Origin of the sequence: Corallococcus sp. Z5C101001 (assembly GCF_007352635.1) — a bacterium.
Taxonomy (GTDB): domain Bacteria; phylum Myxococcota; class Myxococcia; order Myxococcales; family Myxococcaceae; genus Corallococcus; species Corallococcus silvisoli.
In genome coordinates, this window is record NZ_VKLU01000008.1 from 417,768 (window position 1) to 441,224 (window position 23,457).

The following is a 23,457-nucleotide window of genomic DNA, read 5'->3' on the forward strand; positions in this document are numbered from 1 at the left end:
GGTCTGACGCGGGACGGCAGGCCGCGTGCGGGGCAGCCGGGGAGGCCGGGGCATTCTGCCCCGGCGTCCTGGGTCGGGGGCTTTCCATCGACAGGGGACGCGGCGGTGGGCAGCATGGCGCCGCCATGAACGTCGACCAAGCCCTCGCCTCGTCCGAGCGCATCTGGGAGCAGGAGATCCTCCCGGCGCTGGAGCGCTACATCCGCATCCCCAACAAGTCGCCCGCCTTCGACCCGGACTGGGTGAAGTCCGGCCACATGGAGCAGGCCGTGCAGCTCATCTCGGACTGGTGCCGCGCGCAGGCCGCGCACCTGCCGGGGCTGACGGTGGAGGTGGTGCGGCTGAAGACGGCGGACGGCAAGGACCGCACGCCGGTCATCTACATGGAGGTGCCGGGCACGCGCGGCGACGACACCGTGCTGCTGTACGGGCACCTGGACAAGCAGCCGGAGATGACCGGCTGGCGCGAGGACCTGACGCCGTGGACGCCGGTGCGCGAGGGCGACAAGCTCTTCGGGCGCGGCGGCGCGGACGACGGCTATTCGGCGTTCGCGTCGCTGTCCGCGCTGCGGCTGCTCAAGGAGCAGGGCGTGCCGCACGCCCGCTGCGCCATCATCATCGAGGCGTGCGAGGAGAGCGGCAGCTACGACCTGCCCGCGTACATCGAGGCGCTGGCGCCGCGCATCGGCAAGCCGTCGCTGGTGGTGTGCCTGGACTCGGGCTGCGCGAACTATGACCAGCTCTGGATGACCACCAGCCTGCGTGGGATGGTGGCCGGCAACCTGCGCGTGGACATCCTCACGGAGGGCGTGCACTCCGGTGACGCGACGGGCGTGGTGGCGTCGTCCATGCGCATCATGCGGCAGCTGCTGTCGCGCGTGGAGGACGAGCAGACGGGCCACATCAAGGTGGCCGCGCTGCACACGGAGATTCCGGAGGGCCGGCGCGCGCAGGCGAAGGCCGCGGCCCAGACGCTGGGCGACGAGCTCTACACGAAGTTCCCCTGGGTGGAGGGCGCGCGCCCGGTGACGGTGGACGGCGAGGAGCTGGTGCTCAACCGCACCTGGCGTCCGGCGCTGGCGCTGACGGGCGTGGAGGGCGTGCCGGGGCTGGCGAGCGCGGGCAACGTGCTGCGGCCCTTCACCACGTGGAAGCTGTCCATGCGCATCCCGCCGCGCGTGGACCCCAAGGCGGCCTCGAAGGCGCTGAAGGAGACGCTGGAGAAGGACCCGCCGTACGGCGCGAAGGTGTCCTTCGACGGGGACAAGGCGTCGGTGGGCTGGGACGCGCCGCCGCTCGCGGGCTGGCTGTCGAACGCGGTGGAGTCCGCGTCCAAGGCGTGCTTCGGCAACCCCGCGATGGCCATGGGCGAGGGCGGCACCATCCCGTTCATGGGCATGCTGGGCGAGCGCTTCCCGGAGGCGCAGTTCCTCATCACGGGGCTGCTCGGGCCGGGCAGCAACGCGCACGGGCCCAACGAGTTCCTGCACATCCCCACGGGCAAGAAGCTCACCGCCAGCGTGGCGAGCGTCATCGCGGATCACTTCAAGCGGTAGCGACGTCACGGCGGGACGGGGCCCTGGATGCGCCCCGTCCCGGTGACACACGGCACCCGAGCACTCCATGCCCAGCAAGCCCCGCAGGACAGCCCACGTCCGGTCTCAGCCCCTCATCGCGGTGCGCGACGTCGCCGCGAGCAGCCGGTGGTATCAGGCGCTGCTCGGCTGCGAGAGCGGCCACGGCGGGGATGAGTACGAGATGCTGGTGAACAACGGCGAGCTCGTGCTCCAGCTCCACGCGTGGGACCTGGACGAGCACGCGAACCTGATGGGGGCGGACGCGGCCCCGCACGGGCACGGCGTCCTGCTCTGGTTCGAGACCACGGACTTCGACGCGTCCGTCGAGGCGGCCCAGGCGCTGAAGGTGGACTGGGTCGAGGAGCCGCACGTGAACCCGAACTCGCGGCGCTGGGAGCTCTGGGTGCGCGACCCGGACGGCTACGTCGTCGTCGTGTCAGCCGAGTCCCGCGCGCGGCGCTCCTGAGCCAGGGCCCCGGAGGGCCGTGGACTCGCGGCGGGGAGGCATCGTCGCGACAGTCTCCGTGGGTCCGCCGACCGGCGGCACGAGGAGGCGCCTCAACGCCCCGTCTTGATGCCCAGCGACGATGTCGAGGGAGGTTTCCTCGGCGGCGGCGTGGGCCGCGTCACCCGGCGTTGGAGCTCCACCGCCAGCGTGGGCGCGTCCGCCGCGGACACCTGCCGCGTCACCGGCTCGTAGCCATTGAGCGCGACCGTCACCGCCACCGACGGCTCCCCGGGAATCAGCGGCAGGGAGACCGGCGTCGTGCCGCGCTCCTCGCCGCCCACCTGCACCGTGGCGCCAGGAGGGTCGCTCTTCACCAGCAGCTGCACCGGCTGGGGCGCGACGGGCTCCGGGGCCGTCTCCGGCGGCGCGGTCCGTGTCTCGTCCGCGGGGCGCGTGGCCACCACGGCCGGCGTCTGGGGAACCGTCGCCCCGCTGGCGCCGCGCAGCAGCACCACCGCCGCGCCACCCGTCACCAGCGCCACGCCGCCCACCACGTAGGGGATCCAGGAGCGCCGCTTCGGCGCCTCCTGCACCAGGGCCGCGGTGTTCCGCGTCTTCTCCGGCTCCACGCGCGTGGGCGGACGGGACGGCGGGCCCACCAGCTTCGACGCCCGCGAGGCCACGTTCCCCCGCGCACCCGACGTGGGCACGCCGCCGCGCGACGAGTTGGACTGCGAATCCAGGTCCGCGTCCTCCGCCAGCTGGTCCAGCTTCGCCGGGTCGGACTCCGTGGCGATGCGCTCCGCGTACAGCTCCCGCAGGTACGCGGCCAGGTGCGCGCTGCTCGACGGCAGCCTCAGGTTGAGCGCCCAGTCCTCCAGCGCCAGCCGGAACGCGGCGCAGTCCGGATAGCGGGCGTCCGGCGAGGGCGCGAGCGCCTTGAGCACCACCTCGTCCAGGCCCGGCGGCAGCTTGGGGTTGAGCTGTGACGGCGGCGGCACCTGGCAGTCGCGCACCAGCCGCAGCGTCATCAGGTCCGTGTCACCCTTGAAGAGCCGCTTGCCCGTCAAGAGCTCCCACATCACCACGCCCAGCGCGAACTGGTCGCTGCGGCCGTCCACCGCGAGCCCGTTGGCCTGCTCCGGGGACATGTACGGGTACTTGCCCTTGAGCACGCCCGTCGCCGTCTGCTGTCCGCTGGTGGCCGCCTTCGCCACGCCAAAGTCGATGACCTTCACGCCCCCGTCGAACCCGACGAGCACGTTCTGCGGCGACACGTCCCGGTGCACCAGCTTCAGCGGCTGACCGTGACCGTCCCGCGCGCCGTGCGCGTAGGACAACCCCGCCGCCGCGTCCGCGATGATGCGCACCACCAGCCCCACCGGCAGCGGGCGCTCCTGCTTGCGCGCGAAGCGCTCCAGCCGCCGCACGTCCTCGCCCTGCACGTACTCCATCGCCAGGCAGTGCCGGCCTTCAATCTCCGTCAGGTCCAGGATGGTGATGAGGTTCGGGTGGGACAGGCGCGCCACCAGCCGCGCCTCTTCCAGGAACATGTCCAGGAACTCTTCGTCCTCGGCGAGGTGCGGCAAGATGAGCTTGAGGACGACCAGCCGCTCGAAGCCCGTTCCATGCTCGCGCGCGAGGAACACCTGTCCCATCCCGCCCGACGCGATTTTTCGCAACAGCTCGTATTTCCCGAAGCCCACCGCCATTGGTGTCCGGGAGGATACCGCGCTTTCTCATCGTGCGGGAAACAGCCGATCTCCAAAAAGACAGAGGCCCTGTCCGGCAGGGAGGGGCCCGCCTCCCTCCCCGAGAGGGAGTCAGGCGGGCCCCGGGCTGGCTAGGCCTTCATCTTGTAGCCGGAGCGCAGCACCCCGTAGGTGATGGCGGTGGCGACGGCGGCGGTGAGCGCGAGGATGGCGCCTCCGACGAGGGGCGAGAACAGGCTGCTGCCCAGCATGCCGTAGCGCAGGCCCTCCACCATGTAGACCATGGGGTTGAAGAGGCTGACGTGGTTCCAGGGGGAGGGCAGCTCGCGCACCGAGTAGAAGACGCCGCCCAGGAACGTGAGGGGCAGCATGACGAAGGTGGGGAAGAAGTTGATCTGCTCGAACTTCTCCGCCCAGACGGCGGCGAGCATGCCCAGCACGCTGAACACGTAGCTGGAGAGCACGAGGAAGTAGAGCGTCGCCAGCGGGTGCTCCAGGCTGAAGCCGGAGAAGGCGGCGGCCACCCCCCAGGTGAGCAGGCCCACCACCAGGCCGCGCACCATCGCGCCGCCGATGAAGCCCACCATCAGCTCGCCGGGCCCCAGCGGCGCCACCAGCAGGTCCACCACCGTGCCTTGAATCTTGGTGATGAACAGCGAGGAGCTGCTGTTGAGGAACGCGTTGTTGGCGATGCCCAGGAACACCAGGCCGGGCACGATGAAGTGCAGGTACGGGTGGCCCTCCACCTCGTGCACGCGACCGGAAATCGAATAGCCGAAGACGATGAAGTACAGCGTGGTGCTGATGAGGGGCGATAGGACGGTCTGGCCCGGCACGCGCATGAAGCGCCGGACCTCCTTCGCGAACAGCGTCTGCATCCCGAGGACGTTCATGAGGTGGTTTCGTGGAAGCGGGGTTCAGGCGGCCTGCGAGGGGCGGCCGCGGAGGATTTCGATGAGCACGTCTTCCAGGCGCGAGCGCCGCGTCTCCACCTCGGAGATGGGCAGCCCGTCGGCGTAGAGCGAACGGAGCAGCTCGCCGGAGGGGGCGCAGTTGTCGCGCTCCACGTAGGTGAGCGTGCGGCCCTCGGCGGACAGGCTCGCGGCGAAGCGCTGGCCAGCGGCGGGCATGGCGGCCTGCGCCTCGGAGAAGGTGACGACCAGGCGCTTCTCCCCGAAGCGGCGCAAGAGGGCGGCCTTGTCCTCCACCATCAGGAGGCGGCCCTCGTTGATGATGCCCACGCGGTCCGCCAGCTCCTCCGCTTCCTCCAGGTAGTGGGTGGTGAGGACGATGGTGGTGCCCTCGCTGGCGATCTTCTTCACGTACGTCCAGAGGTCGCGCCGCAGCTCCACGTCCACGCCCGCGGTGGGCTCATCCAGGAAGACGAGCTTCGGCTTGTGGACGAGCGCCTTGGCGATGAGCAGCCGGCGCTTCATGCCGCCGGACAGGGCGCGCGTGAGCGAGTCCTTCTTGGCCTGGAGGTTGAGGGCGGTGAGGACCTCGTCGATGCGCGCGTCGTCGCGGGGCTGGCCGTAGTAGCCCTGCTGGATGCGCAGGGACTCCCCGACGGTGAAGAACGGATCGAAGTTGATCTCCTGGGGGACCAGGCCCACCTGGTAGCGGGGGCCGTTGGGGTCCTGGTCCAGGTCCTTGCCGAAGACCTTCATGGTGCCAGCGGACTTCCGCACGAGCCCGCACACGCTGCCGATGAGGGTCGTCTTGCCGGCCCCGTTGGGGCCCAGGAGGGCGAAGATTTCTCCGGGGCGGATGGTGAGGTCCACGGAGTGGAGGGCGGTGAAGTTTCCGTAGCGCTTGGAGAGGCCCTGCAGCTCCAGGGCGGGGGGCGTAGGCTCGGACATGGGGGGCTTCCTCTAACACCTTCGAATTCGGTTCGCAGGGTGAGCGAGCGGGCGTTTTCGCTCTTGGGCGGGTGACGCGCCCCGTCCAACCGGACACGGCGGGCCGCAGGCGTCTTGAGCCGGATGGGGCTCCCTGCTATCCGCTCATGCCCGCTCACGTTCCAGCGAATACCGAGGAGGCCGCCATGGCCCAGAATTTCATCTTCACGATGCAGGACCTGCGCAAGGTCAAGAACGGCAAGGACATCCTCAAGGGGATCTACCTGTCGTTCTTTCCGGGCGCGAAGATTGGCGTGATTGGCCCCAACGGCTCCGGCAAGTCCACGCTGCTGCGCATCATGGCGGGGGTGGACACGGAGTTCTTCGGCACCGCGAAGCCGGACCCCACGGTGAAGGTGGGCTACCTGGCGCAGGAGCCCCAGCTGGACACGACCCTGGACGTGAAGGGGAACGTGGAGCTGGGCCTGAAGCAGATCCGCCAGGCGTTGGACCGCTTCAATGAAGTGAGCGCGAAGTTCGCGGAGCCCATGAGCGACGCGGAGATGGAGAAGCTGCTCGCCGAGCAGGCGAAGCTGCAGGACACCATCGACGCGACGAACGGCTGGGAGCTGGACCGCACGCTGGAGATGGCGATGGACGCCCTGCGTCTGCCTCCGGGTGACGCGGACGTGACGAAGCTGTCCGGCGGTGAGAAGCGCCGCGTGGCGCTCTGCCGCATCCTGCTGGAGAAGCCGGACCTGCTCCTCCTGGACGAGCCCACCAACCACCTGGACGCGGAGAGCGTCGCGTGGCTGGAGCAGGCGCTGAAGGCCTATACGGGGACCATCGTGTGCATCACGCACGACCGGTACTTCCTGGACAACGTGGCCGAGTGGATCCTGGAGCTGGACCGCGGCGAGGGGGTGCCCTGGAAGGGGAACTACTCCAGCTGGCTGGACCAGAAGCAGAAGCGGCTGGAGCTGGAGGAGAAGTCGGAGAGCCACCGCCAGAAGACGCTCAAGCGCGAGCTGGAGTGGGTGCGGGCGTCTCCGAAGGCGCGTCAGGCGAAGAGCAAGGCGCGCATCTCCGCGTACGAGGATCTGCTCAACCAGTCGCAGGAGAAGCGCGAGCCCACGGGCGAGGTGCTGATCCCGCCGGGTCCGAAGCTGGGCGGGCTGGTGGTGGAGGCGAAGGGGCTGCGCAAGGCGTATGGGGAGCGGCTGCTCATCGACGAGCTGAACTTCAAGCTGCCGCCGGGCGGCATCGTGGGAGTGATTGGTCCGAACGGCGCGGGCAAGACGACGCTGTTCCGGATGATGACGGGCGCGGAGAAGCCGGACGCGGGCGAGCTGCGGATCGGCGAGACGGTGGTGATGGCCTACGTGGACCAGAGCCGCGACGCGCTGAACGGCGACCAGACGGTGTTCCAGGAGGTGAGCGGTGGCCTGGACCACCTGGACCTGGGCAAGGCGGGGCAGGTGCCCAGCCGTGCGTACCTGGCGGGGTTCGCGTTCAAGGGGCAGGACCAGCAGAAGCGGGTGAAGGACCTGTCGGGCGGCGAGCGCAACCGGGTGCACCTGGCGAAGATGCTCAAGAGCGGCGGCAACCTGCTGCTGCTGGACGAGCCCACGAACGACCTGGACGTGGAGACGCTGCGCAGCCTGGAGGACGCGCTGCTCAGCTTTGCGGGCTGCGCGGTGGTCATCAGCCACGACCGGTGGTTCCTGGACCGCATCGCCACGCACATCCTCGCGTTCGAGGGCGACAGCAAGGCGTTCTTCTTCGAGGGCAACTTCGAGGACTACGAGGCGGACAAGAAGAAGCGCCTGGGCCCGGACGCGCTGGAGCCGCACCGCATCCGCTACCGCCCGCTGCAGAAGAACTGAGGACGCGCCGTCCGGGGAGGCAGGCATGGCTCGCTGGACGCTGACGGTTCCGCTGGACGCAAGGTCACCGACGCCGCGCTTCGTGCAGATCGCCCGGGCGCTGGCGGAGGACGTGCGGCGCGGCCGGCTGCGTCCCGGGGAGCCGCTCCCCGGCAGCCGCGCGCTGGCGGTGTCCCTGGGCGTGCACCGCAACACGGTGCTCGCGGCGTACCAGGAGCTGGAGGCCCAGGGGTGGATCATCACCACGCCGGGCCTGGGCACCTTCGTCGCGCGGGTTCCTCCGGATGGAGCGGACGCCACGCCCTCCGCGAGGGCCTCGCGGGAGCTGGGCTTCGCGTTGCCTCCGGCCGTGGAGGCCCGCGCGGTGCCTCGGAGGGCCGGGCCTGCGGGTGGCGCGTTGATGTTGGTCAGCGGCGGTCCGGATGTGCGGCTGCTGCCTTCGGACCTGCTCGCGCGCGCGTACCGGCGGGCCTTGAAGCGCGGTGGGCAGAAGCTGCTCGACTATGACGCGCCGCTGGGACACGCGGGGCTGCGTGAGGCCTTGGCCGCGATGCTGGCCTCGCTTCGCGGCATGGCCGTCACCCCGGACACGCTGATCATCACCCGGGGCAGCCAGGGGGCGCTGGACCTCGCGGCCCGTACCCTGCTTCGTCCCGGTGACACCGTGGCGGTGGAGTCCCCGGGCTACCTTCCGGCGTGGGATGCCTTCCGCCTCACGGGGGCGAACGTCGTGCCCGTCCCCGTGGACGCGGAGGGCCTTCGGGTGGACGTGCTGGAGCGCCTGGGGCCGGTGCGCGCCGTCTACCTCACGCCGCACCACCAGTACCCCACCACGGTCACGCTCTCCGCGGAACGCCGGCAGCGGCTGCTCGCGTGGGCCCGTGCCTCGAACGTCGCGCTCATCGAGGACGACTACGACCACGAGTTCCACTTCGAGGGTCCTCCCGTGCTGCCGCTCGCGAGCGAGGACCGGGATGGACTCGTGCTCTACGTGGGCACGCTGTCCAAGGTGCTCGCGCCGGGACTTCGCCTGGGCTTTCTCTCCGCGCCCGCGCCGTTCATCGCTCGCGCGTCCGCGGTGCGCGCCGCCGTGGACCGGCAGGGCGACCTGGTCACCGAGGCCGCTGTCGCCGAGCTGCTGGAGGAGGGTGAGGTTCAGCGCCACGTTCGCAAGATGCGCGCCGTGTACCGCTCCCGGCGGGATGTGCTGGTGGATGCGCTGCGCGCGTCGTTGGGCTCCGCGCTCGACTTCATCGTGCCCGCGGGGGGAATGACGCTGTGGGCGCGGTGTGCCCCCGGCGTGGACGCCGCCGCGTGGATGGAACGGGGCCTCGAGGAAGGCGTCGGCTTCCTGCACGGGGGGCACTACACCTTCGACCGCGAACCCCTGGACGCGCTGCGCCTGTGCTTCACGCCGCTCCAGGAGGGCGAGCTGCGCGAAGCCGTGCGCCGCATGGCCCGTGCGCTGACCGCCGTGGCGTGAGTGTTCCCCAGGAGCGCCGCGGGGGCGAACCTCCGCGGGTGGACACTGTTCCCCGCCGGGCTTCTAGGGCGAGGGTGGTGCCGCTATGGTCAGTCCCCAGCGGAGGACTCGCCCGCCAGGAGCCATGAACTTCGTCTTCATCTCCCCCCACTTCCCCTCCCAGTACTTCCACTTCGCCGCCGCCCTGCGCGAGCGCGGCGTGTCCGTGCTGGGCATTGGTGACGCACCCTACGAGTCCCTGCGCCCGGAGCTGCGCGAGTCGCTGCGAGAGTATTTCTTCGTCCCCAGCCTCAACGACGCCGACGCCCTCCTGCGCGCCACCGGCTACCTCACCTGGCGCCACGGCCGCGTGGACCGCATCGAGTCCCTCAACGAGTCCTGGTTGGAAGTGGAGGCCCGCCTGCGCGAGGACTTCCACGTCCCCGGCCTCCAGCCTCCCGACATCCTCAAGCTGCGCTCCAAGTCCGGCATGGCGGAGGTCTTCCATGCGTCTGGCGTTCCCCACCCGGACCTCCTGCGCGTGCGCGACGCGGAGCAGGTGAAGGCCTTCGCCGCCCGCGTGGGCTACCCGCTCGTGCTCAAGCCCGACGTGGGCGTGGGCGCCGCCCACACCTTCAAGGTCGCCAGCGACGCGGAGGTGGACGCCGCGCTCGCCCACCCGCTGCCCACGTCCTACGTCGCGCAGCCCTTCGTGCGCGGCACCATCGTCACCTACGACGGCATCGTGGACCGCCACGGCGTCATCGTCTTCAACCTCAGCCACGAGTACAGCGACGGCGGCATGGAGACCGTCACCGAGCGGCGCGACATCTCCTTCTGGAGCCTCCAGCACATCCCCGCCGCGCTCGACGTGCTGGGCCGTCAGGTCGTCGCCGCCTTCGGCCTGCGCGAGCGCTGGTTCCACCTGGAGTTCTTCCGGCTGCCCGACGGACGCTTCGTCGTGCTGGAGGCCAACCTGCGCCCGCCCGGCGGCTTCATGACGGACATGATGAACTACACGTGCGACATCGACGTGTACCGGCTCTGGGCCCGCGTGGTGACGGGCGACCCGGTGGCGGACTTCCAGTACACGCCGCGCCACCACGTCTGCCACAGCGCCCGTCGTCACGGCCGGCGCTACCTCCACTCCCATGCGCAGATCGTCGAGCGGCTGGGGAGGTCGCTGCTCGTGCACCGCGAGCTGCCGCCCATCTACCACAGCCTCCTGGGAGAGGAGATGTACCTCACCCGCCACGCGGACCTGGAGTCCATGCAGGACGCGGTGCGCTTCATCCAGGCGACGTGAGGGCTACGGCTCCGCCGTCCAGGTGAGCGACAGCACCGTGCGGCCTTCGCCTTCGTGCAGCTTCGTCGCGCGGGGGGCCTTCGCGCCGCCCGCGCCCAGCAGGGCCTCGAACAGCGCCTCCGTGTAGCCGGGCGCGTCCATCACCGAGTTGAGCTCCAGCTCGTAGTGCGCCGGGCCTCGCTCCGTCAGCGTCACCTCCGTGTAGTTGTCCGTGCCGCGCAGCACCTCCGGCAGGCGGCGCACGACGTGCGTGGGCCCCAGCACGCGCATCACGCCCATCACCGCGCGCCCCAGCAGCGTGGCGCCGTAGCCCTCCACGTGCGCGTGGGCGAGCCGGCTGAAGGCCTCCGTCCGGGGGAGGCCGGGATAGACCTCCTCGATGACGATGTGCAGGCACCGGGCCCAGAGCGGCACCGGGTAGAGCGGGAGCAGCGGCCGGTCCAGGTCCACGCCCGCCTGGCGCAGCCGTTCCCGCAGCCGGGGCGACAGCTGGCCGCGCAGGCCGTGCTGGAGGAGCCCCTCCACGACCTGGACGTAGACCTGCCGCTCTCCCAGCGGCACGGACCGGGGGCGGTGGGTCACGGACGCGGACTCACCCGAGCAACCACTGCATGGCGCCGGGCAGTCTGCGCTGCCAGTCCTTCTCGTGGTGCTCGCCGCCCGGCTCCAGCACCAGGGACACTTCGTGGTCGGCGTAGCCCAGGTCCTTGAGGTGGCGGAAGAAGTCGCGCGTGCCCCGGCCATAGTCCAGGGGCAGGCCGCCCGCGTGGATGTATTCGGTGTCGCCGGCGTCCAGGTAGATGCGCGACCAGCGCCGGCTGTGCGCACGCCACGCGTCGAACAGGCGGCCCTGGCTCCACATCACCGTGGGCGACAGCGCGCCGATGCGCCCGAACACCTGCGGGAACTTCCATCCCAGGTACAGCGAGATGAGCCCGCCCAGGGATGACCCCATCGTGGCCGTCCACTCGCTGCCCGCGCGCGTGCGGTACGTCTGGTCGATGTATGGCTTGAGCTCGTCCACGAGGAAGCGCCCATAGGCCTCGCCGCGCGCGGCCACGCCGTTGCGAGGCTCGTCCCACGGCGAGTACTCCTGGAAGCGGCCCGGTCCGGAGTCCACCGCGACGATGAGCCACGGCTCCATCCGCCCCGCGTTCACGCTGTCCTCCGCGACGCGGTTGGCGCACCACGTGTCGAAGACGGCCGACTCGGGGTGCGCGAAGACGTTCTGCCCGTCGTGCATGTAGAGCACCGGGAAGCGGTGGTCCTGCCACGCGTCGTAGGTGTCCGGCGTGTAGATGCGGACGGTGCGGTTGAACCCCTCCTGGGGAGAGGGGAAGTGGCGAAGGATGTGGACGTGGCCCATGTGCTGTTCTTGGGGCCGGGAAGGCCGACCCTCGCGAGATGTGGCCCGGAGCATAGCCGCACCGCCCGACGCCATCGTGGTGGGGAGGGCGTGCCCGTCCCTCGCCTGGACGCCGCGTCCCGGGAAGGGACGGGCGACTCGGCTGGGGCTTCCTGTAGGGAAGGGTGGTCCCACTCGTGCAGAGGGCCCGCCGCGTGCGTCCCGTCCTCTGCTGCCTGTGGCTGTACCTGCTGGGTGTCCCTGCCGTGGCGCGCGCCGCGTCCTATGAGGTCGAGCCCGAGGACACCGGGGAGGCCGCGTTGTTCGCGCTGCGGGAGGATGGCGCCATCACGGCGGAGACGCTGGCGGCGCTCCTGGTGCTGCGGCGTTCGGGAGTGGATCCGGCGCATGCGTCGCGTGCGGCGCTCTATGCATTGCCCGGGCTGACGTACGCGCGGGTGGATGGGCTGCTGGAGGGCACGGGGAGCGCAGGGGTGGTGCCGAGCGGGCTGGCGCCCCTGGCTCGCGAGGAGCGCACTTCAGCGGCGGCGGAGGTGCGGCCAGAGTCGTTGGCTTTCGAGTCGCGCACCGCGTCGGAGGCGAATGAGCGGCGACGCTCTCCGTTGGTTTCAGGAGGACGGGCGGGGCTGACGGCGGAGGAGCGGCGGAAGCTGGCGCCGTTCTTGATGATGGCGCCTTCGGACCGGGTGTCAGGGGACGCGCGGCTGCTGACTGCGTTCGCCGTATCGGATCCGGTGCTGCCGCCGTTGGCGCTCCAGGTCCGCGTGGCGGGACCGGAGGGCTGGCGTGTGGGGCTGCTCACGTCGATGACGCGGCGGCGATTGGGCACGGTGCACCGGGATGCGAGTCAGCGGAGGCTGGTGGCGGAGGCGCCCGGCGTCTCGGTGGTCATGCCCAAGTTCCACGGACAGTGGATGGGCGAGCGAGCATCGGTGCTGGTGGGAGCGTACCGGCTGGGCTTCGCGCAGCGGCTCACGTTGGACACCACGGGACTGCCCACGCCGGACGGCTTCCTTCCCGACGACGCCGTGCGCGTGCCCGGGGACGTGGAGCGGTGGTGCTTCCTGGGGGAGGGCGCCTGCACACCCGAGGAGCGCGCCGTGGACGTGACGCCAGACTTCCACTGGGAGGAAGGCTTTCGGGGCGTGGTGGGCACGGTGCGCGGGGCGGTGGGGACGGACGCGGAGCTCTCCGCGACGGGCTTCGGTTCGTATCAGTCCCGCTCCTTGCTCTCGCACGCGCTGATGGACAGGGCGTCATGCGAGGGGAGCCGCTGCAAGGCGCCCGCGGTATGGCTCGCGGGAGAGAAGACGCCCATGGGGCGCGTGGTGTCTCGTTCGCTTCCTGGCGTGTTCCGTGAGTGGGCGGGAGGAGGTCACGCGACGCTCTCATGGACGCCGCGAGCGCAGGTGGGCGCGACGGCCTGGGGGGCTCTGCCGGTGTGGAGCGTGGAAGGGGCTTCGCTCGATTTCCGCTCCACCGCGGGCTACCCGGCGGGCGGCGCATTCGGCGCGGTGGGAGTCGACGGCGCGTGGGGGCACGGCCCGGTGGACCTCTTCGTGGAGGCGGCGCGTACGTTCGATGCGGCGCCAGGTGGGGGTGGCGGGTTCGGCGTGCTCCAGCGCACGGTGGTGGCGGGTGCCGCGCAGGAACTGGAGGTGTCGCTGCGCGCCTACGGTCGAGGCTTCGCCAATCCCTACACGGGGGCGATGTCCGGGCCGGACGAGCTGGAGGGCTCACGGGCTCGGAACGAGGTAGGTGCGCGCGTGCGCTACCTGCACCGGCTGGAGGGTGCGTTGCGGCTGCGCGGAGAGGTGGATGCGTGGACGCTTCCCTCCGACGGCGCGGTGGTGGGCAGCGCGGGCACGGTGAACCTGCGGGCCTCCGCCCGTGTGGACTGGCGGGTGCATGCGCTCTTCCAGCCGTCGCTGTGGGGCGAGTACCGGGACAAGGACGTCGGCGTGGCGGGCGACTGCTTCGACGGCTCCGCCGAGGCGCCCTGCTCGGGGTCGCTGCTGCGCATGACGGCCCGTGTGAAGGCGGAGCTTCACGACGCCCTGACCGTGGCCGCGCAGTACGCGCATGCACGCGTGGATGATCCCGTGAACGCAGGCGTGCGCGTGGACGCGCAGGCCGTGGTGGAGGCCCAGGTGCGGCCTTGCGAGGCCGTGCGGTTGCGGGGGCGGGCCGTGTGGAAGGACGAGGACCTGTCGACGCGCCACCGGCTGGAGCAGTCCTTCCGGGCGACGCTCGACGCGAGCTGGGCGGCGGGGGACGCCGTGACGACGCGGGCCCGGTACGCGTGGCGGATCGACCTGAAAGACGCACGAGGTGCCCGGACGCCGCCGGATGCGCCCCGGCACCTGTTCGCGCTGGAAGTGGAGACGCGGTTCTGAAGGGAGCGGAGCGTGGCGGCTTGGGCAGTGAGGGGATGGGGCGTGGGGCTGGGGTTGGGATGGGCGCTGGGGGTGTTGGGAGGTTGTGGGTTGCCCACGTGGGAGGAGGAGCCACCGGCCTGCGCGGCCCTGTTTCCGGGCGCTCTCGTCATCACCGAGTACCTCAACGACCCCACGGGCGCGGACACCGGGAAGGAGTACGTGGAGCTCCACAATCCCTCGCGGGAGACCGTGGACCTGCTGGGGGTGACGCTCTTCACCGCTCGCGACGAGGCGGCGCAGGAGCGGGCCTATACGTTCACCACCGCGTTGCCCGTGGATGCGGGCACCTTCGTCGTGCTGGGCGATGTGCGGGACGGGCCGCTGCCCGAACATGTGGACCAGACGTATGGGGATGCGCTCGGCGCGCTGGGGAACAGCGCAGGACTGCTGGGTCTGCGGTGTGGGACGCGTGTGCTCGACACGGTGGCGCTCACCGCGCCGGAGAAGTCGGGTGTGGCCCGGACCTATGACGGCCGGCTCGTGCCAGAGGCGGAGGGCAATGACGACCTGTCGCGCTGGTGTGACGCACCGGAGACCGTGCCGGGCGGGACCCGTGGCAGTCCGGGGAGCGCGAACGCGCCGTGTCCTGCTGTGGCGGACGCTGGCGCGTCCGGCGTGGATGGCGGCCGTGTCGCGACCTGTCTGCCCCCGGGGGCGCTCGCTCCCCGGGAGGTCCAGTCACCGCGTCCAGGTCAGCTGATCATCACGGAGGTGATGGCCAACCCGCGAGGCGATGACACGGTGGGCGAATGGCTGGAGGTGCGCGCCACCGCGCCCGTGGACCTCAATGGTCTCACGGTGGGAACGGACACGTCGGGTACCCGGCTGGAGTCGGAGCGCTGCCTGTCCCTTGCTTCGGGAGAGACGGCGCTGCTCGCCCGCAGGCGCGAGTCCGACGTGAATGGGGGCCTCCCGGAGCCACTGGCCACCTTCTCGGTGGACCTGCGCAACACGGGCGGCGCGGTCTCCCTGCGCGTGGGAAGCGTGCTCATCGACAGCGCGGTGTATGGCCCGGCACAGGATGGCGTGGCCACCCAGGTGTCCGCGCCGCTCACCGAGGATGCGAGGGGCAATGACGTGCTGACGTCCTGGTGCGCGGCCACGGAGCCCTACGGTGATAAGGGCAACCTGGGCACACCCGGACGGCCCAACCGCGTCTGCGTGAGCGCGGACGCCGGTGTCTCCCAGGCTGGCTGCATCGACCGGACGACCGGGCAATCGCGCGCGCTCCGTGTTCCGGCCGCGGGCTCGCTGGTGCTCACCGAGTTCATGGCGGACCCTTCCGCCGTCCCGGATGCGCTGGGCGAATGGGTGGAGGTGCTTGCGCTGCGAGAGGTGGACCTCAACGGGGTGACGCTCTCCAACGAGACAGGCAGCACGGTGCTGGAGTCGCCGCTGTGCCTTTCGATGAAGGCCGGGAGTCACGCCGTGCTCGCGCGCAGCGAGGATGCTTCGCTCAACGGGGGACTGCCCTCGGTGCTTGGCACGTTCGGGTTCGGCCTGGGCAACGGCGCGGGAGCGCATGTCCTGAAGCTCGCGGTGAGGGGAAGCCTGTTGGACTCGGTGGCCTTCACGAGCGCCGCGATCCCCGGTGTGTCGTCGCAGCTGGATGCGCGCGCGCGGGACGCCTCCGCCAATGACGCGGCCGGAGCCTTCTGTCCGACGCCCGCGGGCGTGACGTACGGCGTGGGGGACCGGGGCACTCCGGGCCGTGAGAACCGGAGGTGCGCGCCATGAGGATGCACGTCGTGGGATTCCTGCTGCTGCTGGGCGTCCTGTCCGCGTGCGGGGGCGAGGAGGGAGAGTGCGGGCCGCGTACGGGCGTGGTGACGCAGGTCATCGACGGAGACACGGTGGTGCTCCAGGACGGCGAGCGGATCCGCTACCTGCTCGCCGACACTCCGGAGACGACGCGCGGCCACCACGACTGCTTCGGTGAGGAGGCCGCGGCGTTCAACCGCTCGCTCGTGGAGGGCCGCGCGGTGCGGCTGCGGGACGCGGAGGCGTGCACGGACCGCTTCGGACGGAGGCTCGCCTACGTGTCCGTGGACGGCCAGGACGTGAACGCGCTCCTCGTGGAGCGTGGCTACGCGTGCACGCTGTTCATCCCCCCGGCCGGAGCCTCCCGGCGCGGTGAGTTCGAGTCCCTGGAGCTGGAGGCCCGCCGCGCCCGCCGGGGCCTGTGGGGGCGCTGCCCGGCGCCGTGCCCGCGGGGACGGCGCCCGGAGGGGTCCACCCTACGGAAGCGCGTCCGTCACCGCCTGGGCCAGCTCCGAGTCCAGCGGCCAGGCCGCGGGGTGGCGCGACGTGGTGAGGTCCAGGGTGCTGTCCGTGAGCTTCGCCTGGAAGGAATCCCCCACGAACAGCCGCACCTTGCGCACCTTCTCGCGGAGCACGTCGCCCACGTCGGGCGTCCTGGCGAGCTTGCCCAGGACCTCGCCCGTGCGCTCGACGAGCCACGCCAGGGGCTGGATGAAGGCGTCCTGCTCCAGCTCCGTACCCGTGCCGAACTCCGCCGTCACCGGCGTGCCCCAGGCGCTGGACAGCTTGTCGGCCATCGCGGGCAGGTGCCTTCGCAGGTGCATCGGCGAGGACTCGGGCATCGACCTGGCGGGCGTGTCCAGCACCGTGGCGTCGTGCAGCGTGAGCGCCTCGATGACCCCGTCTGGCACGAACGTCACGTCCAGGCCTTCGCCGCGCGAACCGTAGCCCCCCGAGGTGATCAACAGCACCCCCCGGCCGTGGCGGAACTCGCCATACTCCCGGACGAAGCCCGTCAGCTCGCGGCCACTGCGCAGGAACACCGTCACCTGCGGCAGGTTCAGCGGCAGGCCCGCGGCGCGGCGGCGCATGAGCGAGCTCATCGCCTCCAGCACCTCCCAGGCGCTCCGCACGTTCCCACGGCCCAGGGACTCCAGCGGATCCACTGGCTGGGGCGCGCTCATGGCTGGGCCTCCCCCGTCAGGGCGGGTCCCTGGGGCCATGCCCCCGGGGGCAGCCGCCCCGTCGTCGTCGCGCCCGCGTCCTGCCCGCCGGTCCTGCGTTCCGCGAATGCCATGCGCTGTGTCCTCCCGTGTGCCTGGGCGCCAGTCTCTCTCATGTCACTGGCGGGACCCAGCGCCCCGCGAGGGCCTCCCATGGCCGCCTGCCACCCCCCGGGGGTCCACCCCAGCGGTGGACAAGCCACCCCACCCCCTCCCGCAGGCCCCATCCTGCGCGCGGGGGACCATGACCATCTTCCCTCCACTCCGGGCGCGTCCAGGGAGCAGGGGCACGGTGACACACACTCTTCCGACAGCAGGCGGCCTGCCTTTGCTGACCGGTGTCTCCGGAGTGCCGGAGGCGTGCGCTCCCTCCCTGGTCCCCGAAGCCTCGGGGAAGGCGCGGGCGGTGGCATGAACCCCTTCGCCTCCACGTCGGATTCGCTCGCGGACCTCGTGGAGGGCCTGCGCGACGACATCATCCGGCGCTGGGGCGCGCGCGTGCGGCCGTCCATCGGTGACATGCACGAGGAGTTCCAGGAGCGGTCGCGCGGGATGCTCCAGCTGGTGGATGCGCTGGTGCTCGTGCTGCGCCAGGGCGGGGCGACGTGGGACGCGGAGCCGGTCCGGGCCCAGGCCCGCGAACTCGGGCAGCGGCGCTTCCTGGCCGGCGCGCGGGTGGAGGCGCTGGTGGAGGAGCATGGCCTCCTGCGCGAGGCCATCCTGGAGACGTTGGATGACTCCCACCACCCCCTGGGGGTGTACGAACTGCGGGCGCTCTGGCGCGCGCTGGATGGCAGCCTGACGGAGGCCGTGGCCCGCTACGTCCACGAGCACGAGCAGGCGCTGCGGGCGCGGGAGCGGCGGCTGCAGGCCATCCTCGACCACGCGCCGGCCGCCATCTACGCGAAGGACCTGGGCGGGCGGTACCTCTTCGTCAATCGCCCCTTCGAGGCCCTCTCCGGACACACGCGGGCGGAGGTGCTGGGGCACGCGGACCGGGAGCTGTTTCCGCGGCGCACCGCGGAGCGGTTCCAGGAGAACGACCAGCAGGTGCTGACGGTGCGCAAGCCGCTGGTGTTCGACGAGGAGGTGCTCCAGCCCGACGGGCTCCATGTCTACCACACGGTGAAGTTCCCCCTCCCCACCATCACGGACGGAGAGGCGTGGGCCGTGTGCGGCGTGTCCACGGACATCACCGCCACGCGCATGCTGCGCCAGGAGCGCGACGAGGCCCGTGAGCAGCTCCAGCGCGTGCTCACCCAGCTGCCCGTGGTGCTGTGGGCCTTCGACCCCCACGGCGTGTTCACCCTCTTCGAGGGCGAAGGGGTGACGACCACGAGCCTGCCCTCCCAGGCGATGCGCGGGCGCTCCGTGTTCGAGCTCTTCCGGGACCGGCGGGACGTGGTGGAGGTCGTCCAGCGCGCGCTGGCGGGGGAGCGGCTGTCCACGGAGCTGTACTTGATGGGCGTCTGGTTCGAGGTCCGCCTCATGCCGATGCTCGACCCGGGGGGGCGGGTGGTGAGCGTGTCGGGCGTGTCGCTGGACATCACCGACCGGCGCCGGGCGGAGCAGGAGCTGCGCGCGTCGGAGACGCGCTACCGGCTGGCCACCCTGGCCACCCGCGACATCATCTGGGACTGGGACCTGGTGACGAATGAAATCCACTGGAGCGAGCTGGCCGCGCGCATCCTCCGGCTGGACACGTCCCCGGGAGCGCCCCCCATGGACATGGCGTGGTGGACCGACAGCCTGCACCCCGACGACCGCGACCGGGTGACCCACGAGCTTCAGGAGGCGCTGGACAGCCGCGAGGGCCACTGGCTGGCGGAGTACCGGCTGCGGCGGGGCGACGGCACCTGGGCCTTCGTCGAGGACCGGGGCCGCGTGGTGAAGGACCTCCAGGGCCGCGCGGTGCGCATGGTGGGCGCCATGCAGGACGTCACCGGCAGGCACGAGGAGGAGGCGGAGGCGCGGCGCCGCGCGGAGTTCGAGCAGCTGCTCATCGGCATCGTCGGACACGACCTGCGCAACCCCATCTCCGCCATCACCATGGCGGCCACGATGCTGGCGAAGCGCGAGGAGGCCGACCCGCGCGACCAGAAGGCCATCGCCCGCATCCTCTCCAGCGCGGAGCGGGCCCACCGCATGCTGCATGACGTGCTGGACTTCACCCAGGCCCGCCTGGGCGGCGGCATTCCCATGGCGCCCCGCGAAGTGGACCTCATGGAGCTGGTGCGGCAGGTGGTGGACGAGGTGCAGCAGGCCCACCCGGACCGGCGCCTGCAGGTGGACGGCCCGGGCGCGGCGTGGCTGTGGTGCGACCCGGACCGGCTGGCGCAGGTCATCACCAACCTGGTGAACAACGCGCTCGCCTATGGGGACGCGCTCTGCCCCGTGCGCGTGCGGCTGCGCGGCCAGACGGGCTCCGTGACCCTCGCGGTGAACAACCAGGGGCGCCCGATTCCGCGGGACCTGCTGCCGCACCTGTTCGAACCCCTCAAGCGCGCGGAGGCCCGCGAGAGAAGCCATCCCGCCCACGGGCTGGGCCTGGGGCTGTTCATCGTGAAGCACATCGTGGATGCGCACTCGGGCCGGCTGCGCGTGCGCTCCACCGCGCAGGACGGCACCACGGTCCTCGTGCTGCTGCCGCGACGCCCCCTCTTCGAGGGCTGACGGCGGCCCTCCGGCCGTCGCGGGGCCTGCCCGTCCGCCTGGACCCGGGCGGCAAACTCCGCGGACCGCCGTGGCGCGCTTGCCCTGGGCGGACGGCCCGGATAGCAACGGGGCTCCGGCGCGGGATGGCCTTGCCTTCCGGATGGGGAGCGGAGCGTGGCAATGAACAAGAAGTGGGTCATCGGTCTGGGGCTGGGCTGCGGCGGGGTGCTCGTGCTGGGCGTGGTGGGGCTGGTCGCGGCGGGCTACTGGGCGAACGCCAACATGGGCGGCTCCGGCGTGGACGCGGTGATGGACGCGCAGGCGCGCACCCAGCGGTTCGCCGAACTCAACACCCTCCATCCCTTCACGCCGCCCGCCACGGGCGGCGTGCTGAAGCTGGAGGAGGCCCGGCTGGAGACCTACCTGACCGCGCGCGAGGCGACCCTGCCCGCCTTCCACATCATGGAGAAGGAGTCCGTCGCCTTCGTCGAACAGCATGGCGCGGAGCTGGACCGCCGGGACACGCGCTCCCTGCTCAAGGCCGCGGGCGCCTCCATGCGGATGGTGGGCAAGGTCCAGGCCGCCCTCATCCAGAACCTGGAGGCCCACGCCATGTCTCCCCTGGAGTTCCAGACCCTCACCACCGTGGTGTACCCACCGCCCCCGTCGGCCCAGCCCCTGGACGCGGGCGTGGCGGCGGTGTCCCGGCCCACGGATCCGGAGAACATCGCGGCCCTGGAGCAGCAGCTGGCCGCGCTCACGCCCCAGCTGGAGGATCCGAAGCTCACCGAGGCGCAGCGGCTGCAACTGGAGCAGCGCCGCGCGGGGCTGCGCAAGTCCCTCACCCAGCTGGAGCAGGCTTCGGGCAAGGACGTGAAGGACGCCAACGCCGCGCTCCTGAAGAAGCACGAGGCGCGCATCGCCCAGGCGGCGAACCCGCTCTTCGACCAGCTCCTGGTCAACCCCAAGCCGCCCGGCACCGCGCGCCGGCCCTCGCCCTGAGGAGGCGGGCTTCGCTCAGACCTCCACCTCGCGCCCGGCGCGCCGGTGCGCGAGGCTGGCCCACACCGCCGCGCCAATGACGACGAGGATGATGGCCACGGAGAGCAGCGGCGGGATGCGCACCCACTTCTCCACCACCAGCTTCACGCCCGCGAACGCCAGCACCCCCGCGAGCCCGTAGTGCAGGTACTTGAGCTGCCCCACCGCCCCGGCGATGACCAGGTAGAGCGCGCGCAGCCCCAGGATGGCGAAGGCGTTGGAGCTGTAGAGGACGAAGGTGTCGGTGGTGACGGAGAAGGCCGCCGGCACTGAGTCCACCGCGAACAGGATGTCCGTCACCTCCAGGCCCACGAGCGCGAGCAGCAGCGGCGTGGCGAGCCTGCGGCCCTGCTGCTTCACCACGAAGTGGGGGCCCTCCACCTGGTCCGCCACCGGCAGCCGGTGCGACAGCCAGCTCACCACGCGGTTGTCCTGCTCCTTCGACGGGTCCTCGCGCAGCACCCGCCACGCCGTGACGAGCAGGATGGCGCCGAAGACGTACGACACCCAGCCCCAGCGCTGCAGCGCCGCCGCGCCCACGAAGATGAACAGGGCCCGGAACACCAGCGCGCCGAAGATGCCCAGGAAGAGCACCTCGTGCTGATAGCGCTGGGGCACGTTCAGGCTGCGGAAGATGACAAGGAAGACGAAGACGTTGTCCAGGCTCAGGCTCTTCTCGATGAGCCACGCCGCCAGGTATTCGTGGCCCTGCTCGCTGCCCAGCGCCACCCACACGAAGCCGCAGAAGCACAGCCCCAACCCCACCCACGCCAGACTCCACAGGAGGGCCGCGCGGCGAGACTGCCCCCTACCTCCCCGGTGGGCCAGCAGGTCCACTCCCAGCAACGCCAGCAGCAGCGTCCAGAAGACAATCCAGGCCCAGGCAGGGGTGCTTTGCATGACGCCTCCAACCTAGGCATCCCCCTCCCATTCGCCTGGGAAAGGGTTCGCTGGGAGTCAAATCCTACCCATATCCGCGGTCATGACCCACCGTGCGGCTCGGGCAGCGGAGGAGCGGGCGAGCGTTGTCTTCTCCCACACCCAGGATGTGATACTTCCCAGGAAGCCCAGGACCTCATGATTCTCAACACTCCAAAGGCGGTGCGATGAACACGGTCATCTTCGCTTGTACGCAGAACGCGGGTCGCTCGCAGATCGCGGCGGCCTTCTTCAACCTGCTGGCGGACCCCACCAAGGCGCGCGCGATCTCCGCGGGGACTCAGCCGGCCGAGCGTCTGCATCCCGAGGTGCTCGCCACGATGAAGGAGATGGGCGTGGACCTGGGGGACGCGAAGCCCCAGCGCCTGACGCCAGAGCTGGCGAAGAACGCGCAGATCCTGGTGACGCTGGGCGGGCTGTCGGACGCGCCGGTGGTGGCGGACCAGAAGCGCGAGGACTGGCCCATGGAGGACACCGCGGGCAAGTCTCCGGCGGACGTGGAGAAGATTCGCGACACGACGGCCGCCATGGTGTCGGACTTCGTGAACCGCCACGGTTGGGAGCGCCCGCAGTAGGCCGTTGCTGGAGGCAGGGCCTCGCGGGTGCTGCCCGCGGGAAGGCTTGAAGCCAGCGTTCCTTTGGTGCGTGGACCGTGGGTGTCCGGGCCCGAGACGGGCGGACGGACGGGCACGCGGACGAAGGGACGGCAGCCCGCGACGCGCGGCATCGCGGGTGGGGGGGCCGCCGGGCCGCGCGCATCCGCTTGGGGCGGATGGCTTGAAAGGGGGAGGGGCTTGTCGCACGCTGTGTTCCTTCGCGGACACGCGGTTCGCGGTTTCCCATTCCCAGGCTCCCCTGATGCTCTCCGTCCTCCTCGCCGGGCTGCTGACGCAGACGGCGCCGCCGGTCCCCGCCCGCCAGCAGGGCGTGCCCATTGGGCGGGGCGACAAGGTTCCCACCGTGGTGTTGAGCGCGCCGTCCGGCGGATGGACGGTGGACCGGATGCTGCGCATCGAAGGTCAGGTGAGCGACCCCACGGTGGATCCAGTGGTGGTGTCCATCAACGGCGACCGCTACCTGATGCGCACCGCGGGCGGGCGCTTCAGCCGCAAGTTCCCGGCGGCCAGCGGCAAGAACATCGTGACGGTGATGGCCACCAACAAGGGCGGCACGGCGCGCGCGCAGGCGACGAGCTACGCGCAGGTGCCGCCGGTGCCGCTCAAGGCCATCCTCACGAGCGACACGGACGGCGTCTACACGGACCTGCACATCTACGAGCCCACCGACGCGAGCAGCGAGGGGGACACGCTGGACGTGAAGGCGATGGCGCACGTGTACTGGGCGGACACGAACAGCCCGTCTGGCGGCACGTTCTTCCTGAACGAGCAGGGGGGCGACTTCGACCAGCCGGCGTACGGTCCGTACCTCTACATCCACCGCGCGCCGCCCAAGGGCGTGTACCTCATCGCGACGAACTACTGGCCCAGCGGGGACAAGGCGCACACGGTGGCCACGCTCAACCTGGCGCTCTTCGAGGGCACGCCGGGCGAGGTCCGCCGCCGCGTGCGCATCCCGCTGGCGACGCCGGGCACCACGCGCGTGCTCGCGTGGGTGAACATCCTGGGCGACAGGCAGGCGGAGGTGTACGTGCCCTCCGCGGATCCAAAGCCCACGGGCAAGCGGTGGCCCATGAACCTGGACGCGGCGCTCAAGGAGCTCCAGACGAGCGGCGACTCCGGCGAAGGCGAAGGCGAAGGCGGCTACTGACCCGCTCGCCGCTCCCGGCCCGGCCCTCGCCATGCGCG

The 23,457-nt window shown here is 71.2% G+C and carries 18 protein-coding genes and 1 pseudogene; 12 read left to right on the top strand and 7 right to left on the bottom strand.

From position 1 onward, the window contains the following. Positions 1-125: 125 nt before the first annotated feature. Together FOF48_RS19655 and FOF48_RS19660 are read left to right on the top strand one after the other, a co-directional pair. On the top strand, positions 126-1,556 hold the full coding sequence (locus tag FOF48_RS19655) for a M20 family metallopeptidase (protein WP_143903889.1): 1,431 nt from the start codon (positions 126-128) through the stop codon (positions 1,554-1,556). 67 nt (positions 1,557-1,623) lie between these two features. Beyond that, the gene (locus FOF48_RS19660) at positions 1,624-2,043 is read left to right on the top strand and encodes a VOC family protein (protein WP_143903891.1); all 420 of its coding nucleotides are present in this window, start codon (positions 1,624-1,626) and stop codon (positions 2,041-2,043) included. A 92-nt stretch (positions 2,044-2,135) separates the two neighbouring features. On the opposite strand, the gene FOF48_RS19665 is transcribed toward FOF48_RS19660, so the two are convergent. The 3 genes from FOF48_RS19665 to FOF48_RS19675 form a co-directional block, all read right to left on the bottom strand. Continuing rightward, on the bottom strand, positions 2,136-3,737 hold the full coding sequence (locus FOF48_RS19665; protein WP_143903893.1) for a serine/threonine-protein kinase: 1,602 nt from the start codon (positions 3,735-3,737) through the stop codon (positions 2,136-2,138). 131 nt (positions 3,738-3,868) lie between these two features. Further along, positions 3,869-4,630: an ABC transporter permease gene (locus FOF48_RS19670; protein WP_143903895.1), complete on the bottom strand. Its 762-nt coding sequence runs from the start codon at positions 4,628-4,630 to the stop codon at positions 3,869-3,871. A 24-nt stretch (positions 4,631-4,654) separates the two neighbouring features. Beyond that, positions 4,655-5,596 carry an ABC transporter ATP-binding protein gene (locus FOF48_RS19675; protein WP_143903897.1) on the bottom strand — a complete coding sequence of 314 codons (942 nt, stop codon included), beginning with the start codon at positions 5,594-5,596 and terminating at the stop codon, positions 4,655-4,657. A 185-nt stretch (positions 5,597-5,781) separates the two neighbouring features. Between FOF48_RS19675 and ettA the strand changes: the two genes are divergently transcribed. The 3 genes from ettA to FOF48_RS19690 all read left to right on the top strand — a co-directional run bounded on the left by ettA (position 5,782) and on the right by FOF48_RS19690 (position 10,229). Beyond that, positions 5,782-7,461, top strand: coding sequence for an energy-dependent translational throttle protein EttA (ettA, locus tag FOF48_RS19680; protein ID WP_143903899.1), 1,680 nt, complete (start codon positions 5,782-5,784; stop codon positions 7,459-7,461). A 25-nt stretch (positions 7,462-7,486) separates the two neighbouring features. Further along, complete coding sequence (locus FOF48_RS19685) at positions 7,487-8,944, top strand: PLP-dependent aminotransferase family protein (protein WP_143903901.1); 1,458 nt, start codon at positions 7,487-7,489, stop codon at positions 8,942-8,944. A 124-nt stretch (positions 8,945-9,068) separates the two neighbouring features. Next, the gene (locus tag FOF48_RS19690) at positions 9,069-10,229 is read left to right on the top strand and encodes an acetyl-CoA carboxylase biotin carboxylase subunit family protein (RefSeq protein WP_143903903.1); all 1,161 of its coding nucleotides are present in this window, start codon (positions 9,069-9,071) and stop codon (positions 10,227-10,229) included. Positions 10,230-10,232: 3 nt separating this feature from the next. On the opposite strand, the gene FOF48_RS19695 is transcribed toward FOF48_RS19690, so the two are convergent. Further along, a complete protein-coding gene (locus FOF48_RS19695) occupies positions 10,233-10,811 on the bottom strand; it encodes a DUF2378 family protein (protein ID WP_255442408.1) in 579 nt (192 codons plus the stop codon). Between the two features lie 10 nt (positions 10,812-10,821). After that, on the bottom strand, positions 10,822-11,595 hold the full coding sequence (locus tag FOF48_RS19700; RefSeq protein WP_143903905.1) for an alpha/beta hydrolase: 774 nt from the start codon (positions 11,593-11,595) through the stop codon (positions 10,822-10,824). A 194-nt stretch (positions 11,596-11,789) separates the two neighbouring features. Here FOF48_RS19700 and FOF48_RS19705 point away from each other — a divergent pair, with 194 nt between their 5' ends. The 3 genes and pseudogenes from FOF48_RS19705 to FOF48_RS19715 form a co-directional block, all read left to right on the top strand. Further along, a complete protein-coding gene (locus tag FOF48_RS19705; protein WP_186001981.1) occupies positions 11,790-13,991 on the top strand; it encodes a hypothetical protein in 2,202 nt (733 codons plus the stop codon). A 12-nt stretch (positions 13,992-14,003) separates the two neighbouring features. Beyond that, positions 14,004-15,770 carry a lamin tail domain-containing protein gene (locus FOF48_RS19710; protein ID WP_255442409.1) on the top strand — a complete coding sequence of 589 codons (1,767 nt, stop codon included), beginning with the start codon at positions 14,004-14,006 and terminating at the stop codon, positions 15,768-15,770. Between the two features lie 2 nt (positions 15,771-15,772). After that, positions 15,773-16,207: pseudogene (locus FOF48_RS19715) on the top strand (thermonuclease family protein); the annotation flags it as partial. Positions 16,208-16,270: 63 nt separating this feature from the next. On the opposite strand, the gene FOF48_RS36500 reads toward FOF48_RS19715, so the two are convergent. Next, entirely contained in the window at positions 16,271-16,978 is a 708-nt protein-coding gene (locus FOF48_RS36500; RefSeq protein ID WP_186002000.1) for a hypothetical protein, read from the bottom strand. A 450-nt stretch (positions 16,979-17,428) separates the two neighbouring features. On the opposite strand from FOF48_RS36500, the gene FOF48_RS19720 reads away from it, so the two are divergent. Beyond that, positions 17,429-19,690: a PAS domain-containing protein gene (locus FOF48_RS19720; protein ID WP_143904276.1), complete on the top strand. Its 2,262-nt coding sequence runs from the start codon at positions 17,429-17,431 to the stop codon at positions 19,688-19,690. Positions 19,691-19,852: 162 nt separating this feature from the next. Further along, positions 19,853-20,674, top strand: coding sequence for an erythromycin esterase family protein (locus FOF48_RS19725; protein ID WP_143903907.1), 822 nt, complete (start codon positions 19,853-19,855; stop codon positions 20,672-20,674). 15 nt (positions 20,675-20,689) lie between these two features. Here the strand turns inward: FOF48_RS19725 and FOF48_RS19730 are convergent, their stop codons facing one another. Continuing rightward, a complete protein-coding gene (locus FOF48_RS19730; protein WP_143903909.1) occupies positions 20,690-21,613 on the bottom strand; it encodes a TerC/Alx family metal homeostasis membrane protein in 924 nt (307 codons plus the stop codon). Between the two features lie 206 nt (positions 21,614-21,819). Between FOF48_RS19730 and FOF48_RS19735 the strand changes: the two genes are divergently transcribed. Next, positions 21,820-22,227 (top strand): low molecular weight phosphatase family protein, encoded by a 408-nt coding sequence (locus FOF48_RS19735; protein WP_143903911.1) that lies wholly within the window; start codon positions 21,820-21,822, stop codon positions 22,225-22,227. Positions 22,228-22,510: 283 nt separating this feature from the next. Further along, entirely contained in the window at positions 22,511-23,419 is a 909-nt protein-coding gene (locus FOF48_RS19740; protein ID WP_143903913.1) for a DUF2135 domain-containing protein, read from the top strand. The last annotated feature ends 38 nt before the right edge of the window (positions 23,420-23,457 follow it).

Excerpts from the sequence above, each read along its gene's own strand:
- FOF48_RS19735 (WP_143903911.1), top strand. The coding sequence starts at position 21,820 with ATGAACACGGTCATCTTCGCTTGTACGCAGAACGCGGGTCGCTCGCAG.
- FOF48_RS19670 (WP_143903895.1), bottom strand. The coding sequence starts at position 4,630 with ATGAACGTCCTCGGGATGCAGACGCTGTTCGCGAAGGAGGTCCGGCGC.
- FOF48_RS19730 (WP_143903909.1), bottom strand. The coding sequence starts at position 21,613 with ATGCAAAGCACCCCTGCCTGGGCCTGGATTGTCTTCTGGACGCTGCTG.
- FOF48_RS19660 (WP_143903891.1), top strand. The coding sequence starts at position 1,624 with ATGCCCAGCAAGCCCCGCAGGACAGCCCACGTCCGGTCTCAGCCCCTC.
- FOF48_RS19740 (WP_143903913.1), top strand. The coding sequence starts at position 22,511 with ATGCTCTCCGTCCTCCTCGCCGGGCTGCTGACGCAGACGGCGCCGCCG.
- FOF48_RS19685 (WP_143903901.1), top strand. The coding sequence starts at position 7,487 with ATGGCTCGCTGGACGCTGACGGTTCCGCTGGACGCAAGGTCACCGACG.
- FOF48_RS19665 (WP_143903893.1), bottom strand. The coding sequence starts at position 3,737 with ATGGCGGTGGGCTTCGGGAAATACGAGCTGTTGCGAAAAATCGCGTCG.
- FOF48_RS19655 (WP_143903889.1), top strand. The coding sequence starts at position 126 with ATGAACGTCGACCAAGCCCTCGCCTCGTCCGAGCGCATCTGGGAGCAG.
- FOF48_RS19690 (WP_143903903.1), top strand. The coding sequence starts at position 9,069 with ATGAACTTCGTCTTCATCTCCCCCCACTTCCCCTCCCAGTACTTCCAC.
- FOF48_RS36500 (WP_186002000.1), bottom strand. The coding sequence starts at position 16,978 with ATGAGCGCGCCCCAGCCAGTGGATCCGCTGGAGTCCCTGGGCCGTGGG.
- FOF48_RS19720 (WP_143904276.1), top strand. The coding sequence starts at position 17,429 with ATGAACCCCTTCGCCTCCACGTCGGATTCGCTCGCGGACCTCGTGGAG.
- FOF48_RS19725 (WP_143903907.1), top strand. The coding sequence starts at position 19,853 with ATGAACAAGAAGTGGGTCATCGGTCTGGGGCTGGGCTGCGGCGGGGTG.
- FOF48_RS19675 (WP_143903897.1), bottom strand. The coding sequence starts at position 5,596 with ATGTCCGAGCCTACGCCCCCCGCCCTGGAGCTGCAGGGCCTCTCCAAG.
- FOF48_RS19700 (WP_143903905.1), bottom strand. The coding sequence starts at position 11,595 with ATGGGCCACGTCCACATCCTTCGCCACTTCCCCTCTCCCCAGGAGGGG.
- ettA (WP_143903899.1), top strand. The coding sequence starts at position 5,782 with ATGGCCCAGAATTTCATCTTCACGATGCAGGACCTGCGCAAGGTCAAG.